The organism is Paractinoplanes brasiliensis (assembly GCF_004362215.1).
In the GTDB taxonomy this organism is placed as follows: domain Bacteria; phylum Actinomycetota; class Actinomycetes; order Mycobacteriales; family Micromonosporaceae; genus Actinoplanes; species Actinoplanes brasiliensis.
This window is the reverse complement of sequence record NZ_SNWR01000002.1, coordinates 2,405,411-2,420,063: the sequence shown is the minus strand read 5'-3', so window position 1 is coordinate 2,420,063 and position 14,653 is coordinate 2,405,411. Positions and strand designations below refer to the sequence as shown.

The following is a 14,653-nucleotide window of genomic DNA, read 5'->3' as shown; positions in this document are numbered from 1 at the left end:
CGGCAGAACTGCTGCCGACGGCCCCGTCCGTTCGTGCTTACGATCCGTGGTGGACTTCCGACCGGGTGCGCTGGGCCGGCACCGCCACCGGGGCCACGGCGTCGGCGTCGTCGTCGACGGTCGGCAGCTCGGTCGGCTCGGAGTCGTCCGCGACCGGGTGCAGTTCCCGCAGCGGCTCGGTCGTGACGACCGGGACCGCGGTGCCGGCGGGCACGGCCGCGGCGGGCTCGCCCAGGAACACCCGGCGCACGACCCGCTCGGAGGCGTGACCGTCGTCGAGGTAGCAGAAGCGCTTACGGAAGAGCTCGCGGGCGCGCGTCGCCGTCGGGCCGGTGACCTCGCCGGAGGCGAACATCTCGGCCAGCTCGTTCTCGTCGTCGGTCGCGACACCGGGTCCCTCGCTGAAGACGTCGAGGTAGGCGCCGCGGGTGGCCCGGTACTTGTCCCAGTCGGCCGCGTAGATCGCGATCGGCCGGTCGAGCACCGCGTAGTCGAACATCACGGACGAGTAGTCGGTGATCAGCATGTCGGCGGCCAGGTAGACGTCCTCGACCCGGGGGTGGTCGCTCAGGTCGATGATGTTCGGGTGGCCGTCCGGGACGTGGGAACGGTCGAAGTGGTGCACCCGGACCAGCAGCACCGTGCCGGCCGGGAGCCGGTCGGCGAAGCTCTCGACGTTCAGCAGGGCGTCGCTGCCGAACTCGTAGTCGCGGTAGGTCGGCAGGTAGGCCACGGAGACCTGCCCCGGCTTCAGGCCGACCCGCTCGCGGGCCGCGGCCACGTCCTCGGCTGTCGCGTTGACCAGCGCGTCGTTACGCGGGTAACCGGTTTCGAGCGTCTCGTAGTTGCACGGGTAGGCCCGCTCCCAGACCTCGCTGGTGTAGGCGTTGGGGCTGACGCTGTAGGTCCAGCGGTCGCTCCGCCTGAGCAGCGCGTCCATGTCCGTGTTGCCGAGGCCGGCCGGGTATTTGAGCTGGTCCACGCCCATCGCCTTGGCGGGGGTGCCGTGGTTGGTCGACAGGTGCACCGCGCCGGCCCGCTTGACCACCCAGCTGCGGTAGTTGACGTTGGTGACCAGGTACCTCGCCCGCGCCAGCGCCCGGTAGTGCGCCTTCGAACCGATCGTCACCGTCTTGACACCGGCCGGCACGTCTGCCTTCGCGCCCGGCTTGATCTCCCACACGCCGCGGATGTCGGGCGCCAGCTCGGTCATCTTCTCGTAGACCGCCCGCGGGTTGCAGGCGTAACCCTTGCCCCAGTACGCGGAGTACACGGCCAGCTTCTCGTCCATCGGCCGGCGCAGCTGGCGACGGTAGTACAGCATGTTGAGCCGGGTCCGCAGCCGGACCTTGTTGCGCACCTGGATCAGGCGGGGCTTGACCGTCTCGGCCAGCCGCACGGCGAGGCGGTGGGCCTGCCAGGCCGTCCAGGACCCGCGCGCGACGATCTTGTGCTCGGCGCCTTCCCGGCCCTTACGGAACTTGTGGCCGCCGGCCGGCAGGTGCCGGCGGTAGGCCTGGACGATTGCGCGGAAGAACTCCTTGCGGTCGCGCCGGGCGATCCGCTCGGGGTTCTCCAGCACCAGCAGCAACTGGTAGAGCATGCGCTCGAAGACCAGGGGGCGGAACGGCTCCGCGCGTTCACCGATGACGTCGAGCCGCCGGTGCAGGTCGTCCCACTGCTCGAGCACCTCGAAGTGCCGGCGGCCGGGGGTGGACGTGATGGCCCCCCGGCGACGCTGCCGGTAGTAGACGCAGACCCGTTCGAGGATGCTGATGCGGTCGGCCAGCATCAGCACCGGATAGCCGACCGGTACGTCCTCGTAGAGGCCGGTCGGGTAGGTGATGTCGTTCTTGAGCAGGAAGTCCCGGTTGTAGATCTTGTTCCAGGCGACGTGGAAGATCCGGATCGCGGCGGGGTGCTCGGCCAGCGTGAACGTACGCGGGAACTGTTCCTTGGCCACCAGGTTGGAGAGCTTGCTGCGCTTGCTCGTGGTGTCCCACCACACCTTGGCGTAGTCGACCACCAGCACGTCGGGCCGGGCCGTGCGCAGCCGCTCGGCGATCGCGCCGAGCGCACCCGGAGCGATCCAGTCATCGCTGTCGATGAACCAGACGTGCTCGCCGATGGCGTGCCCCAGGCCCGCGTTGCGGGCCTCGCCCAGGCCGACGTTCTGTTCGAGGTGCACCACCTGCACCCGGCTGTCGCGGGCGGCGTACTCGTCGAGGATCGCGCCGCTGTGGTCGGGGGAGCAGTCGTCGACCGCGATCACCTCGAAGTCGGTGAACGTCTGCTCGAGGATCGAGTCGAGGCATTCCCGCAGGTAGGCCTGCACTCGATAGACGGGAAGGACAATACTCAGCAGCGGCATTCGTCAGAACCTCGCGACAAGCGGTCGGGGCGGCAGCCCGGGGGGAACGGCGGCGTGACGCTATCAAGACGACAGCCGCGGGACAGAATCGCGTAATGCCTTGTTCATCTGCGGCCGCCAATTTAACCCTCCCGATACGTTCCCGTGGCCGCACGGGGGAGCGAGGGGTCGTCCGAGCGGTCACCGGGGGGCGACTGAGGCCGGATGGCAACTGAGGCCGCGTACTCAGACGCTTTGAGTAATCGTAGGGAAGCGTCGCCACCAGCGTAATCAATAGCGTCTCCCTCGTGATCTCGACCTTCCGGCAATGGGCGCTCCGCCTCGGCAGCTACGCGCTGAGCGGCATCTACCGCCTCTATCGGACGCACCCCGCGGTGTGGCGGTTCATGGCCCGCCACTACCGGCCGCGGATGGCCCGGTTCGCCCGGCTCAACGCGTGGATGACCTGCCAGTTCGCCGCGCTCGACGTCCCCGCGTACGCCGATTTCCTGCGCCGCCGCGACTGGGAGTTCCGCTGGTTCGACCTCGGCAGCTACCCGCCCACCGACAAGGACGGCTACGTGCGGGCCTACCCGGAGCACGAGCGCTGCCGCAACGGGCGGCTCGAGATCGCCGGCAGCGTCGTCGACGAGTCGTCGGGGTCGTCGGGGCAGCCGTTCAACTGGGTCCGCAGCCGCGCCGAGCTGCGGGCCGTGCATCGCAACCTCGCCGCGTACGCCACCATGATCTTCCCCGCGCAACGGCGGTTCGTGATCAACGCCTACTCGATGGGCGCGTGGGCGACCGGCACGAACACCGGCATCGCGATGTCCCGGATCGCCATGGTCAAGAACACCGGGCCGGACATCCGCAAGATCATCGACACGTTGCGGCACTTCGGACCCGATTTCGAGTACGTCGTGACCGCGTACCCGCCGTTCCTCAAGCGCCTGCTCGACGAGCTCGACGCCGAACGGTTCCCGTGGGACGCGTACCGGATCTCGGGGCTGGTCGGCGGCGAGGGCATGACCGAGGCGCTGCGCGACTACCTGGAGCGGCGGTTCCGCAAGGTCCGCTCGGGTTACGGCGCCAGCGACCTGACCATCGGGATGGCCGGTGAGACCGAGCTCAGCGTGTGGGTCCGCCGCCGGCTGCGCACCGACGCCGAGCTGCGGACCCGGCTGCTCGGGCCGGACGAGCAGCGGCTGCCGATGGTGTTCCAGTACAACCCGCTGGAGACGTACCTGGAAACCACCGACGGCAACGAGATCCTCTGCACGATCAACTCGACCGCCGTGGTCAACCCGAAGGTGCGGTACAACATCGGCGACGAGGGCCGGCTGGCCACGCTGCCCGAGGTGCTGGCGGCGATCGGCGACCCCGGGGTGCGGGCCGAGGCCGAGGCGGCGATGCGGGTCGACGGGATGCGGCTGCCGCTGCTGTTCCTGTTCGGCCGCAAGGACAGCACGATCTCGTACATGGGGGCCAACATCTACCCCCAGGACATCGAGTACGGGCTGTACGACGGGAACCCGTACGCGCATCTGATCGAGGGTTTCTGCCTGGAGCTGGTGGAGGACGAACGGCTGGAGAGCCGTCCCACCATCCACCTTCAACTGCGTTCCCCCGTACGCCTCGACGCCGCGCAACAGGCGCTGCTGACCGACTCCTGCCAAGCGGGCGTGCTGGCGCACCTCACCCGGGCGAGCCGGGACTTCGCCGAGTCGCTGGCCGAGGACCCGTCAGCGGCCGACGTCCGGGTGGTTGTCCACGACCACGGAACCGGCCCGTTCGCCGGCGCCGGCCCCAAGCTCAAGAACGTCTACCTGATCAAGGGACAGCCCGCATGAGGACCACCGACTTCTCCGCCGCCCCGCCGCAGGGGCAGGCGACCGCCATGTTCATCGGCGCCACGCGGTACTCCGGGCCGCTCGCCATGCTGCACACGATCCGCACCTGGGGCCCGATGGTGCGGCAGATGAAGCGCATGCCGGGTTACCGCTGGCACACCGTCTACTACCGGTTCCCGTACACGCTCGGCACGATCGCCTTCTTCGCCGACCAGGACGCGATGCTCAAGTTCGCCCGCGGCCGCCACCACCGCGACCTGATGTGCTGGCTGACCGACGAGGGCGCGAACAACGCCACCGCCGGCTTCATCCGCCTGTTCACCGCGCAGCCGCACGGTTACAGCAACGGCTCGTGGCGCGCCGAGGACGGCAGCATGTCGCACATGCCCACGTGGACCCCGCTGTCCACCGAGACGACCGGCCCCGCGGTGCACCGCTCATGAAGGCCTTCCCCGTACGCACCCACGCCGACCTGCGCGATTTCTGCGAGCTGCCGCTTCGGCTGCACCCGCGCGACCGCTACGTCCCGCTGCCGGTGCCCGTGATCAAAAGACACGGCAAAACCGCTTCCCTGTACGTGGTCCGCGACGCTCGCGGCCGAGCGGTCGGGCGGACGAGCACACACCGCGACGCGACGTTCGGATCGTGCCAGCTCTTCGGGCACACGGAGTTCACCGACGACGACGCTGTGTTCGCGGCGCTGACCGGCGTCGTGGCCGGGGCGGCCGAGGGGCGCCCGCTGTTCGGGCCGGTGGCGTTGCTGCCGAACCAGACCGGCGGCGTCATCACCAGCGGCTTCACCGAGCGCGGCTTCGTCGACTCGGCGTGGAACCCCGCGTACTACCCGGCGATGTACGAACGGCACGGCTTCACCCGCCGCTTCGAGGCCGACACGTGGGCGGTGGACGTGCCCGGCTCGGCCGCGGCGTACGACTTCGACGACAGTCGCCTCGGCGCCGAGCAGCTGGTCGTCCGGCACGGATCCCGGCGCGGCCTGCGCCGCCGGCTGCCGATCCTGCGCGCGATGCTCAACGCGAGCTTCGCCGGGCTGGGCTACTACACCGAGATCTCGGCCGGGCAGCTCGCCGAGCAGACCGACGGGCTGGCGTACCTGCTCGACGAGGGCCTGCTGGTGTGGCTGGAGAAGGCGGGGCGGCCGGTCGCGTTCGTGGTCGCCGTCCCCGACATCTCCGAGTTCCTGATGCGTACGGGCGGACGGCTCGGCCCGGTCGAGCAACTGCGGCTGCTGGCCACCCGCTCGCGGTACCGCCGCGACGCCGTGCTGGTCGTCAAGGGCACAGTTCCCGACGAGCAGGGCCGGGGGTACATGACGCTGCTGAGCCGGGAAGTGCACCGGCACCTCGAGGCGAGCGGTTACCGGACGCTGCGCAGCACCTTCGTGGAACGCGAGAACACCGCCTCGGCCGCCTCGTACCGGCGGGCCGGCGGCAAGCCCCTGCACGGGTACACCTTTTATCAGCGAAGTGCGGCATGACCTGGGTCGCCGAGCTGCGGGAACGCGAGTCGCTGTTCCGGCGGGCGCCGAGCGCGCACAACACCCAGCCGTGGACCGTCGACTACCGCGCCGACGAGATCGTCATCGGCGCCGACCCCGCCCGGTCGCTGCCCGGCTCGGACCCGACGGGCCGGGACCTGGCGCTCGGGCTGGGCGCGTTCGCCGAGACCTGCCTGATCGTGGCGGCCGACGCCGGGCTCCCGGTGGCTGCGACCTCAGCGATCCGGGGCGGGTCCGGCTCGTCACGGCGGCACGGCCGTACGAGACCATCTTCCACTCCGCCGACGTCGACGCACGGCGGGTCGCCCGGGCCCCGTACGCGGAAGGTCTTTTGGACCTGGTGATACTGGCGGCCCTGGAGCCGGGGATCGTGCATGTGCGCAGCCGCGCGCTGGCCGGTGACCTGGAGGTGGCCGACCGCTGGATGTTCGGGACCCCGCCGGTGGCCCGTGAGCTGCGCGACTGGCTGCGGCTGCACCCTCGCGACCCGCGTTATCACCGCGACGGGCTGACCGACCGGGCCCTCGAACTGAGCCGGGCCGAGGCGCGGGTGCTCTCCGGCGCCTTGCGCGCCTATCCGTTGACCCGGCGGCTCGGTCTGCCGGCGCTGCTCGCCGCGAGTGGGCGGAACCTGCTGCGGTACGAGGGAAGCGTGCTCGTGCTTACCGGGGAGGACGGGGACGACGTTCGTGAGGCCGGTCGCCGCCTGCTGCGTACGTGGTTGCTGCTCGGACGGTTCGGGCTGGCCGTGCACCCGCTGAGTCAGCTGCTGGACTGCCCTTTCACCGCGGCCCGCCTGCGTGACCGGGTGGGGGCTGCGCCGCTTGCGGTCTTCCGGGTCGGGCACCCGCTGCGCGAACCGGCCCGCTCGGCCCGCCTCCCGGCTCTCACGCCTGCTCGTTCTGCTCGCTTCCCTTCGGATCCACCGGCTCGTTCCGCTCGCTTCCCTTTGGATCTGCCGGCTCGTTCTGCTCGCTTCCCTTTGGATCTGCTGGGTCGGCGGGGACGCCGAGCGCCATGACGGCGGTGTCGTCCTCGAGGCCGGCTCCGAAGTCGTCGAGCAGGCGGACGAACGCGTCGACCACCTCGGCCGCGCCCGCCGGGGCCAGCTCGGCCGCGAACCCCTCGGTGGCGTCCACCCCGAACCGGTCCCCGGCAGGCTCACCGGCCCTGATCCGGGCCTCGGTGACGCCGTCGGTGTAGAGCAGGAGCGTGTCCCCACGGCGTACGGTCAGCTCGGTGTTCGTATAGACCGAGTCGGGGAACACGCCGACGAGGCGGCCCTTGGTGGCGTGGCGTTCCACGGTTCCATCCGCCCGCAGCAGCAGCGGCTCGGGGTGCCCGCCGCTGGCGATCTGCGCGGTGAAGCCGCCGCCACGCACGGTGAGGATGCCGAACACGAGGGTGCAGTACCGGGCGTCGTCCCGATACTCCTGATAGAGCACCCGGTTCAGGTTGTGCAGCACAGCGGCGGGGTCGGGGTCGTAGACGGCCGCCGCCCGCAGCGTGTACCGGGCGAGCGCGGTCACCGCCGCCGCCCCGATGCCCTTGCCGCTGACGTCACCCAGGAAGAAGCCCCACCGGCCGTCGTCGAGCGGGAACAGGTCGTAGAAGTCGCCGCCGACCTGGTCGGCCGAGGCCATCCGGTAGTGCGCCGCGGCCATCAGCCCCGGCGGGGTGGGCAGCACTGACGGGAGCAGGCTGCGCTGCAGGTCGGCGACCAGGTGCCGCAGGCGCTCACCTTCCCGCTCGGCGGCGCGGCGGGCCTGCAGCAACTCCTGCTCGTACGCGCGGCGCTCGCGGCCGTCGAAGACGATCGTGCGGGTCACCGGCGCCCGGCCGTCGCCGCCCGGCCGCACGATCGAGCTGACCAGGGCCGGGATGCTGCTGCCGTCCCTGGCCCGCAGCTCCAGCGCGACGCCGCTGATCTCGCCCTGCATGGTCAGGAGCGGCGCCAGGTGGGTCTCGAAGAACAGCCGGCCGCCCACGGTGAACAGGTCGCTGAGTCGCTTGCGGCCCACGATTTCGTCCCGCCGGTAGCCGAGCCAGCCGAGGAGCGTGGCGTTGACCTTGACGATCGTGCCGTCCGGCGACGAGGAGATGTTGCCGCAGGGGGCGTGCTCGTACAGGTCGTCGGGGTCGTCGTCGAGCACGGCGGGGCCTTCGCGTCCTTTCCGGCGATCGTCCTGGCGGGCCCTGATCATGCTACGTCAGGCCGGTGGCGCCCCCGGGTCCTGACATCGATGCAACCTGGATCCATACCAGCCGTCCTTCGGCTGCCGCCGGCCCGAAGCCGTCACCACGGTTCCGTCACCGCGCAAGAATCGTCAAGTGGTGGCGGCGGCGGAGGGGTACCGTCCTCACGTGTCGCCGGGAATCAGAGAGTTGCTTCAGCTCCTCGCCGCCGTCAACTCCCGGCTGAGCGGCGATGTCTCGCTGCCGGTGCTGGCGGTGTGGGCGCACCGGTCCCGGTTCGATCTGCACCGCCGGTTCCGGCGGCTGGCGGGCGAAACGCCGAAGGCATACACGACGCGGGTCCGGCTGGCCCGTGCCGCAGCCGACCTGGTGACCACCGGCCGTCAGGTGTCGGCGATCGCCGTCGACCACGGATTCGCCAGCCACGAGGTCTTCACCAGGGCCTTCACCCGCCACCTCGGCCGCAGCCCGGTGCGCTACCGCGCCCGGGGGCTGCACCTCGCCGGCCGGCGTGTCGCCGCGGTGCACGCCTCGGCGGTGAACTCGGCCGCGCCCTGCATCAGCCTGTACCACGTCCGCATCACCGAAAGGAAACCCACTGTGCCGCTGCACATCTCGGTGCGTGACACGCCCTCCGTCCACGCCCTCGTGATACGTCGCCGGGTCACCCGCGACGAGATCGCGGCTGCGCTCGCGGAATGCCTGCCCACGGTGTTCGGCTACGCCCAGCGGCACGGCCTTGCCCTGACCGGGCCGCCGTTCGCCCGTTACCCCGAGGTCGGCATGGGCTCACTCGTCATCGAGGGCGGTGTAACGATCGCCGCACCCCCGTCCACGGCCCTCAGCGACGGAATCGAGGCACTCACCATCCCGGCGGGCCGGGCGGTGGTGGCCGTGCATCGAGGACCCTACGAGAGCCTGCCCGAGTCATACCAGGAGATCGAGAAGTGGATGCGTGACCATCAGCTGTCCGCAGCGGGCCCGCCACGGGAGACATACCTGACCGACCCCGGGGAAAATCCCGACCCGGCAACATGGGAAACCGAAATCGTCCAGCCCGTGCGCAGCGCATAGGGCGCCGGTGGGGGCGCGGCTGTCAGCAGGCGCGGGCGGCGATGGCTGCGTACTTGCGGTCCGGGCGCTCGGGGAACTGGTGCTGCCGGCGCTCCAGCTCGGTGAATCCGGCCCTGGTCAGGCGGGCGGCGAACTCGTCGACCGGCCAGCGGTACGCCGGGTGGACCTTGTGGTCGAACTGGGCCACGCCGTCGTCGCTGTCGAAGAAGCCGATCACCAGCGGGCCGTACGGGGTGAGCAGGCGGCGGAAGGCAGCGAGCGTGTGCTCCAACTCCGGCGGGGGCAGGTGGATGGTCGAATACCAGGAGAGGATGCCGGCTGCCGAGTGGTCGGGGACGTCCAGCTCGGTCATGGAGCCCAGCCGGAACCGTGGGCCGGCGAACGTCGTACGGGCATGGTCGATGAACTCGGGAACCAGGTCCACGCCGGTCACGTCGGCGCCCCGCGCGTGGAGAAAGGCTGTCCAGTGGCCGGGGCCGCAGCCGAGGTCGAGGATCGGGCCGTCCAGCCCGAGGAGGTGACCGCCGATCAGGGTGGTGTCGTCGTCGTGGTGGGCCTGGCCGTGGAACAGGGCGATGTACTGCTCGGACATGGTCGAGTAGGCGTCGCGTACGGGCTGGGGGTTCACCGCGAACACTGTAGACCGCGCGGAAATGCTCATGCGTGGTTGAGTACGGCGGCTCACGCGGGCGGCAAGGGGTCGCTCATAGGTTGACGTGCATGGCTTACGACATCGAACTCGAGCGTCCCGTCCGGCCGTCCGACATGCGGCGGCACCGGGCTCTGCACAGCCGCCGGAGCCGCGTCGGGGCCCTGGCCGACGCGATCGTTGCCGCGATCAACGCGCTCTTCGTCTGAGCCGCGCCGGAGCGCCGCCCCGCTTGACGTGAGCGGCCGGGCGGGTCCGAGCGGCGCCGAGTTTGAGGTGAGCGGCCAGCGGGTCCGAGCGGCGCCGGAAGAGCCGGGCGAGCGTCAGGGGGAGCGGGGGAGGCGGACGGTGACGCGCAGGCCGCCGCCGTCGCGGGGGACCGCGGTGATCGTGCCGTCGTGGGCCTGGACGATGGAGCGGGCGATAGCCAGCCCCAGCCCGCTGCCGCCGCTGTGGTCGATGCGGTCGGTGCTCAGGCGGGTGAAGGGTTCGAACAGCCGGGTCACGTCCTCGGCGGCGACGACCGGGCCGGTGTTCTCGACCGTCAGCGCGGCGCCGACGCTCACGATGACAGCTCCGCCCGGGTGGTTGTACTTGGTTGCGTTGTGTACGAGGTTGCGGACCAGGCGCTCCAGCAGGACACCGTCGCCCGGGACCACGTACGGGTGCAGTTCGCTCTTGACGGTGATGCCGGGGGCTGTGTGCGCGTCGATGACCGCGGCGGCGATGATGTCCAGCCGTTGCGGGGTGCGGATGGCCAGACCCTGGTCGGCCTGGCTGAGCACGAGCAGGCCCTCGATGAGGCGTTCGTTGCGGGCGTTCGTCTCCAGCAGCTGACTGGCGAGCAGCGCCGACTGTTCCGGGGTGAGGGGTTCGGCCATGCCGACCTCGATGAGCGTGCGCTGCAGGGCGAGCGGGGTGCGCAGCTCGTGGGAGGCGTTGGCGGCGAATTTGCGCTGTCCCTCGTAGCCGGCGGCGATGCCGTTCATCATCGTGTCGAGCGCCCGGCCCAGCTGCTTGATCTCGTCGCGGCCGCGGCCGGGGCGGATGCGGTGGCCGAGGTTCTGCGGGCCGACCTGCGAGATGGTCGGCAGCATCCGGCGTACGGGCACCAGCACCCACCACACGAGCAGCGGCAGCAGCAGCGTCGACGTGGCCAGCACGATGCCGTACTGCACGAGGTTGTCGATCGGGATCTTGCGGACGATCCGGCAGGGCATGCCGTCGATGTCGGTGTAGCAGGGGTAGTAGTACGGCCACTGCCACGGCAGCTGCGGATAGATGAACTGGGCGGCGAAGACGAAGGTCACCGTGCCGTACGTCGCGATGGCCAGGCGCGCCCGCAGTCCCATCAGGGCAGTCCCACGCGGTAACCGGCGCGGGGCACGGTCTGCACGACCTGCGGCTCGCCGAGTTTGCGGCGCAGCGTCGACACGGTCACCCGCACCACGTTGCTGAACGGGTCGGCGTTCTCGTCCCAGACCTGTTCCAGCAGGTCCTCGGTGGTGACCGCCTGCCCCTGGGCCCGCATCAGCGCGTGCAGGACACCGAACTCCTTGTGGGTCAGCGCCAGCTCGCGGCCGTCCCGGCTGGCCGTACGCCGCGCCACGTCGAGCACCACCCCGTCGCGTTCGAGCACCGGGGGCAGGGCGGGGGCCGTGCGCCGGGCCAGCGCCTGCACCCGGGCGACGAGCTCGGCGAAGGCGAACGGCTTGGTCAGGTAGTCGTCGGCGCCGAGCCCGAGCCCTTCCACCCGGTCGTAGACGCCGCAGGCCGCGGTGAGCAGCAGCACCCGGGTCGCGAGCCGGCGCTCGCCGATCCAGCGGCACACGTCGTCGCCGGTGCCGTCGGGCATGTCCCGGTCGAGCACCGCCACGTCGTACCGGTTGACCTGGATCTTTTCGATCGCCTGAGCGCCGGTGTAGGCCACGTCGACCGCCATCGCCGCCCGGCGCAGACCCAGGGCGATCGTGTCGGCCAGCAGCCGCTCGTCGTCCGCCACCAGGATTCGCACCCGCGCCATGCTGCCATGATCAAGCAAGGGAGCCCTCATGCTACGAGGAAGGTGCCGGCCATGAAGACCACCAGCAGCACGGCCTGCAGCGCGGCCCCGAAAACGAGCACGGCGCGGTCGACCGTCTGGTTGGCGCCGATGCGGGCCAGCACCAGGAAGATCGCCACCGCCTCCATCGCGTACCGGGCGGCCGACTGCATCGAGCGGCCGCCGACCTCGGTCGACATCAGCATGACCAGGGTGATCCCGGCCTGCACGACCAGGTACCGCTGGTCGGGGCGAAACTTGTACGGGCCTTTGACGCACAGGATCAGCAGCACCACCGCGACCAGGATGGTGCCGGCGTCCACGACGGCGCCGAGGGTCGCCTTGTCCAGCGGCCCGTGCCCGGCGATCTGGGCGATCGAGCTGACCCATGCCCCGCCGGGGAAGGTGTAGCGCCGGCCCCATTCGTCCTGGGCGATGCTGAACTGCACGGGGCTGCCCAGCTCGATCAGGCAGTACAGGCTGTACGCGGCCACACCCAGCGGCACCAGGGCCAGGCTGAGCACGTCGGCCCGGACCCGGCTCACCCGCCAGCCGGTCTGGCGCAGGTACTCCACGGCCAGGGGCAGGATGAGCAGCACGCCGAACAGCCGGGTGGCCGACGAGAACGCGCCCAGCGTGCCGGCCACCCACCAGTGCCCGCGCCGCCCGGCGTACAGGGCGCCCACCATCAGCAGCAGGAACAGCGACTCGTTGTAGCCGATGAGCAGAAAGAAGCCCATCGGGAAGGCGGCCAGGTACCAGGCGGCGCGCTGGGCGACCCGCGGCCCGAACTCGTGGTCGGCCAGCCGGTACAGCAGGGCGAGGGCGCCGAACGCGGCGAGGTGGGCGATCACCAGGGCGCTGACCACCCCGCTGCCCGGCAGCACCGGGTCGAGGACGTGGATCAGCACGGGGTAGAGCGGGAAGAACGCAGGGTAGCCGGGGCCGAGGTGGTAGCCGCTCTCGGCGATCGACACGTAGTGGCCGGCGTCCCAGCCGTTCCAGGCCAGCGCGACCGACCACAGATCGGGGGCGGGACCGTTGCCCTTGTAGGTCAGCCACGCCAGCCCGCTGACCATGACCTGCACGACGACCGAGACCGACCAGACGGCGAGCGCGGCCAGGCCCGCCGCACGCCAGGGACGGTAGAGCGGCGTTTCCGGCAGAAGGTCGAGATCCGGTTCCGGTGCGACGGCGAGCGCGGTCACGACGGCACCCCGGCCGTACGGCGGTTCGGGGTCACGGCGGAGTCGAACGTCACCACGTACGGGGGCCGGCCCTGGATCGTGGTGAAGATGCGCGCGACGTACTCGCCGAGCAGGCCCAGGCACAGCAGCTGCAGGGCGCCGAGGAACACCAGCGCGACGAACATCGACGTCCACCCCGGGACGACGGTGCCGCCCAGGTACGTCGCCAGCACAGCCACCCCGGTCACGAAGCACAGGGCGATCCCCGCGCACCCCAGCCAGGTCGCGACCCGCAGCGGGGCGGCCGAGAACCCGGTGACGCTGTCGAGCGCCAGCCGGATCATCTTGCCGAGCGGGTACTTCGAGCGGCCCGCCGCGCGCCTCTCCCGGGCGTACGGGACCTCACCGCTGGGCAGACCCAGCCACGGCACCAGCAGGCGATAGACCGGCTGCAGCTCGGGCAGCTCGGTCAGGGCGTCCACTGCGGTGCGGCTGAGCAGGCGGAAGTCGCCGGCGTTGTGCGGCACGGCGGAACCGGTCACCCGCCGGATCAGCCGGTAGTACAGCCCGGCGGTCCAGCGCTTGAACGGGCTGTCGGTGGAGCGGTCGGTCCGTACGCCGTGAACGACGTCCAGCTGCTCGCCACGGGCGAGGGCCAGCATGTCGGCGATGACCTCGGGCGGGTCCTGCAGGTCGACGTCGATGCTGACCACGTACCGGCCGCGGGCGCGGTGCAGGCCGGCGGTGAGCGCGTTCTGGTGTCCGGCGTTGCGGCGCAACCGGACGACCCGCAGCTGCGGCCAGGCCGAGCGCATGCGGGCGAGCACCGCGGGGGTGGCGTCGCGGCTGCCGTCGTCGACGGTGAGCACCTCGTACGAGTCGCCGAGCCCGTCGAGCACGGGACGCAGCCGCTCGGCGAACAGCGGCAGCACGTCCTGCTCGTTGAAGACCGGAACGACTACTGACAGTTGCGGCATGACATCCACGCTCATCTGTCCTCCCTCATGAACATTCACGGGGATGACGATGATCGGCCGGAGATAAGGCCGGGATAAAGGCCTTGATCAGGGCGTACGGGGTGGCACGAACCCGGGAGTCAAGCTGCCTTGGTGCAACTCGGCCGGTCACTCAGTGTGTCGACGAGGCGGGTGGCTGCCGGTACGTGCCGCTGATACGCCTCGGGGAAGGCCGAGATCTGCACGGCCTGGGCGGCCTCGGTGACCCGCATCTTCTGCCAGCCGTCGACCCGGAGCAGTTTGTCGTAGAACTTGTTGGTCTGGTACTCCGGATCGGACAGTTGCTTCGGCGTTCCCCAGCCCTGGCTGGGGCGCTGCTGGAACAGGCCGATGGAGTCCCGGTCGCCGCCCTTGAGGTTGCGCAGGCTCGACTCCTGGATGGCGGTGGCGACCGCGATGACCCTGGCCGCGCCGGGCACCCGTCGTTCCTCGCCGACGGCGACGATGAGGCGGGCCATCTCGATCTGCTTGTCGTTCCAGCCCGGGGGCGCCGACGCGGCCGGTACGGGGGTGCATTCCGCATCGGCGTGCAGCAACGGACTGATGACGAAGCCGGCCAGCACGGCGACGGCTATCACGAACAACGCGCGCACGAGGGGGAGAGCCTTCCGGGTGGGGGACCGGCGAAGGCTACAGGCAGCGGTCGTCGTCGATTGATCCGAGCGTCCCTCGCCGGAACGTCGACAAGATCGGGACGGATGGTCGATGCCGCCGGATCGAAGATCGGGTTGCGGGGTATCAGTTGCGGCACCTGCCGTGCGGCAGCGGACCGGA

At 70.7% G+C, this 14,653-nt stretch carries 14 protein-coding genes; 6 read left to right on the top strand and 8 right to left on the bottom strand.

Annotated features, from left to right (window positions below; genetic code table 11):
* Positions 1 to 37: 37 nt before the first annotated feature.
* Complete coding sequence (locus tag C8E87_RS42790; RefSeq protein WP_133879012.1) at positions 38 to 2,371, bottom strand: bifunctional glycosyltransferase/CDP-glycerol:glycerophosphate glycerophosphotransferase; 2,334 nt, start codon at positions 2,369 to 2,371, stop codon at positions 38 to 40.
* A 287-nt stretch (positions 2,372 to 2,658) separates the two neighbouring features.
* Between C8E87_RS42790 and C8E87_RS42785 the strand changes: the two genes are divergently transcribed.
* The 4 genes from C8E87_RS42785 to C8E87_RS46185 are packed head-to-tail and all read left to right on the top strand — an operon-like array spanning position 2,659 to position 6,060.
* A complete protein-coding gene (locus C8E87_RS42785) occupies positions 2,659 to 4,200 on the top strand; it encodes a phenylacetate--CoA ligase family protein (RefSeq protein WP_133879011.1) in 1,542 nt (513 codons plus the stop codon).
* Complete coding sequence (locus C8E87_RS42780; protein WP_133879010.1) at positions 4,197 to 4,643, top strand: DUF4188 domain-containing protein; 447 nt, start codon at positions 4,197 to 4,199, stop codon at positions 4,641 to 4,643. Before C8E87_RS42785 ends, C8E87_RS42780 begins: the two co-directional genes overlap by 4 nt.
* Positions 4,640 to 5,695, top strand: coding sequence for a GNAT family N-acetyltransferase (locus tag C8E87_RS42775; protein ID WP_133879009.1), 1,056 nt, complete (start codon positions 4,640 to 4,642; stop codon positions 5,693 to 5,695). The genes C8E87_RS42780 and C8E87_RS42775 overlap by 4 nt, the downstream gene beginning before the upstream one ends.
* Positions 5,692 to 6,060: a hypothetical protein gene (locus C8E87_RS46185; RefSeq protein WP_239080206.1), complete on the top strand. Its 369-nt coding sequence runs from the start codon at positions 5,692 to 5,694 to the stop codon at positions 6,058 to 6,060. Before C8E87_RS42775 ends, C8E87_RS46185 begins: the two co-directional genes overlap by 4 nt.
* Before the next feature lie 543 nt (positions 6,061 to 6,603).
* Here the strand turns inward: C8E87_RS46185 and C8E87_RS42765 are convergent.
* Positions 6,604 to 7,920: a PP2C family protein-serine/threonine phosphatase gene (locus tag C8E87_RS42765; protein ID WP_133879008.1), complete on the bottom strand. Its 1,317-nt coding sequence runs from the start codon at positions 7,918 to 7,920 to the stop codon at positions 6,604 to 6,606.
* Positions 7,921 to 8,080: 160 nt separating this feature from the next.
* On the opposite strand from C8E87_RS42765, the gene C8E87_RS42760 reads away from it, so the two are divergent.
* Positions 8,081 to 8,986, top strand: coding sequence for an AraC family transcriptional regulator (locus C8E87_RS42760; RefSeq protein WP_133879007.1), 906 nt, complete (start codon positions 8,081 to 8,083; stop codon positions 8,984 to 8,986).
* A 22-nt stretch (positions 8,987 to 9,008) separates the two neighbouring features.
* Here C8E87_RS42760 and C8E87_RS42755 read toward each other — a convergent pair whose 3' ends face one another.
* Positions 9,009 to 9,614 (bottom strand): class I SAM-dependent methyltransferase, encoded by a 606-nt coding sequence (locus C8E87_RS42755; RefSeq protein ID WP_243755204.1) that lies wholly within the window; start codon positions 9,612 to 9,614, stop codon positions 9,009 to 9,011.
* A gap of 92 nt (positions 9,615 to 9,706) precedes the next feature.
* On the opposite strand from C8E87_RS42755, the gene C8E87_RS44160 reads away from it, so the two are divergent.
* Complete coding sequence (locus C8E87_RS44160) at positions 9,707 to 9,844, top strand: hypothetical protein (protein WP_166661472.1); 138 nt, start codon at positions 9,707 to 9,709, stop codon at positions 9,842 to 9,844.
* Positions 9,845 to 9,958: 114 nt separating this feature from the next.
* Here C8E87_RS44160 and C8E87_RS42750 read toward each other — a convergent pair whose 3' ends face one another.
* From C8E87_RS42750 to C8E87_RS42730, 5 genes are all read right to left on the bottom strand, one after another.
* Positions 9,959 to 10,987, bottom strand: a complete 1,029-nt coding sequence (locus C8E87_RS42750; RefSeq protein ID WP_133879005.1) for a sensor histidine kinase — start codon at positions 10,985 to 10,987, stop codon at positions 9,959 to 9,961.
* Positions 10,987 to 11,649 (bottom strand): response regulator transcription factor, encoded by a 663-nt coding sequence (locus tag C8E87_RS42745; RefSeq protein WP_133879298.1) that lies wholly within the window; start codon positions 11,647 to 11,649, stop codon positions 10,987 to 10,989. The genes C8E87_RS42750 and C8E87_RS42745 overlap by 1 nt, the downstream gene beginning before the upstream one ends.
* Before the next feature lie 35 nt (positions 11,650 to 11,684).
* Complete coding sequence (locus tag C8E87_RS42740) at positions 11,685 to 12,884, bottom strand: mannosyltransferase family protein (protein ID WP_133879004.1); 1,200 nt, start codon at positions 12,882 to 12,884, stop codon at positions 11,685 to 11,687.
* Positions 12,881 to 13,855 (bottom strand): glycosyltransferase family 2 protein, encoded by a 975-nt coding sequence (locus C8E87_RS42735; RefSeq protein ID WP_133879003.1) that lies wholly within the window; start codon positions 13,853 to 13,855, stop codon positions 12,881 to 12,883. The genes C8E87_RS42740 and C8E87_RS42735 overlap by 4 nt, the downstream gene beginning before the upstream one ends.
* A gap of 104 nt (positions 13,856 to 13,959) precedes the next feature.
* The gene (locus C8E87_RS42730) at positions 13,960 to 14,472 is read right to left on the bottom strand and encodes a peptidase M23 (RefSeq protein ID WP_133879002.1); all 513 of its coding nucleotides are present in this window, start codon (positions 14,470 to 14,472) and stop codon (positions 13,960 to 13,962) included.
* Positions 14,473 to 14,653 lie beyond the last annotated feature (181 nt).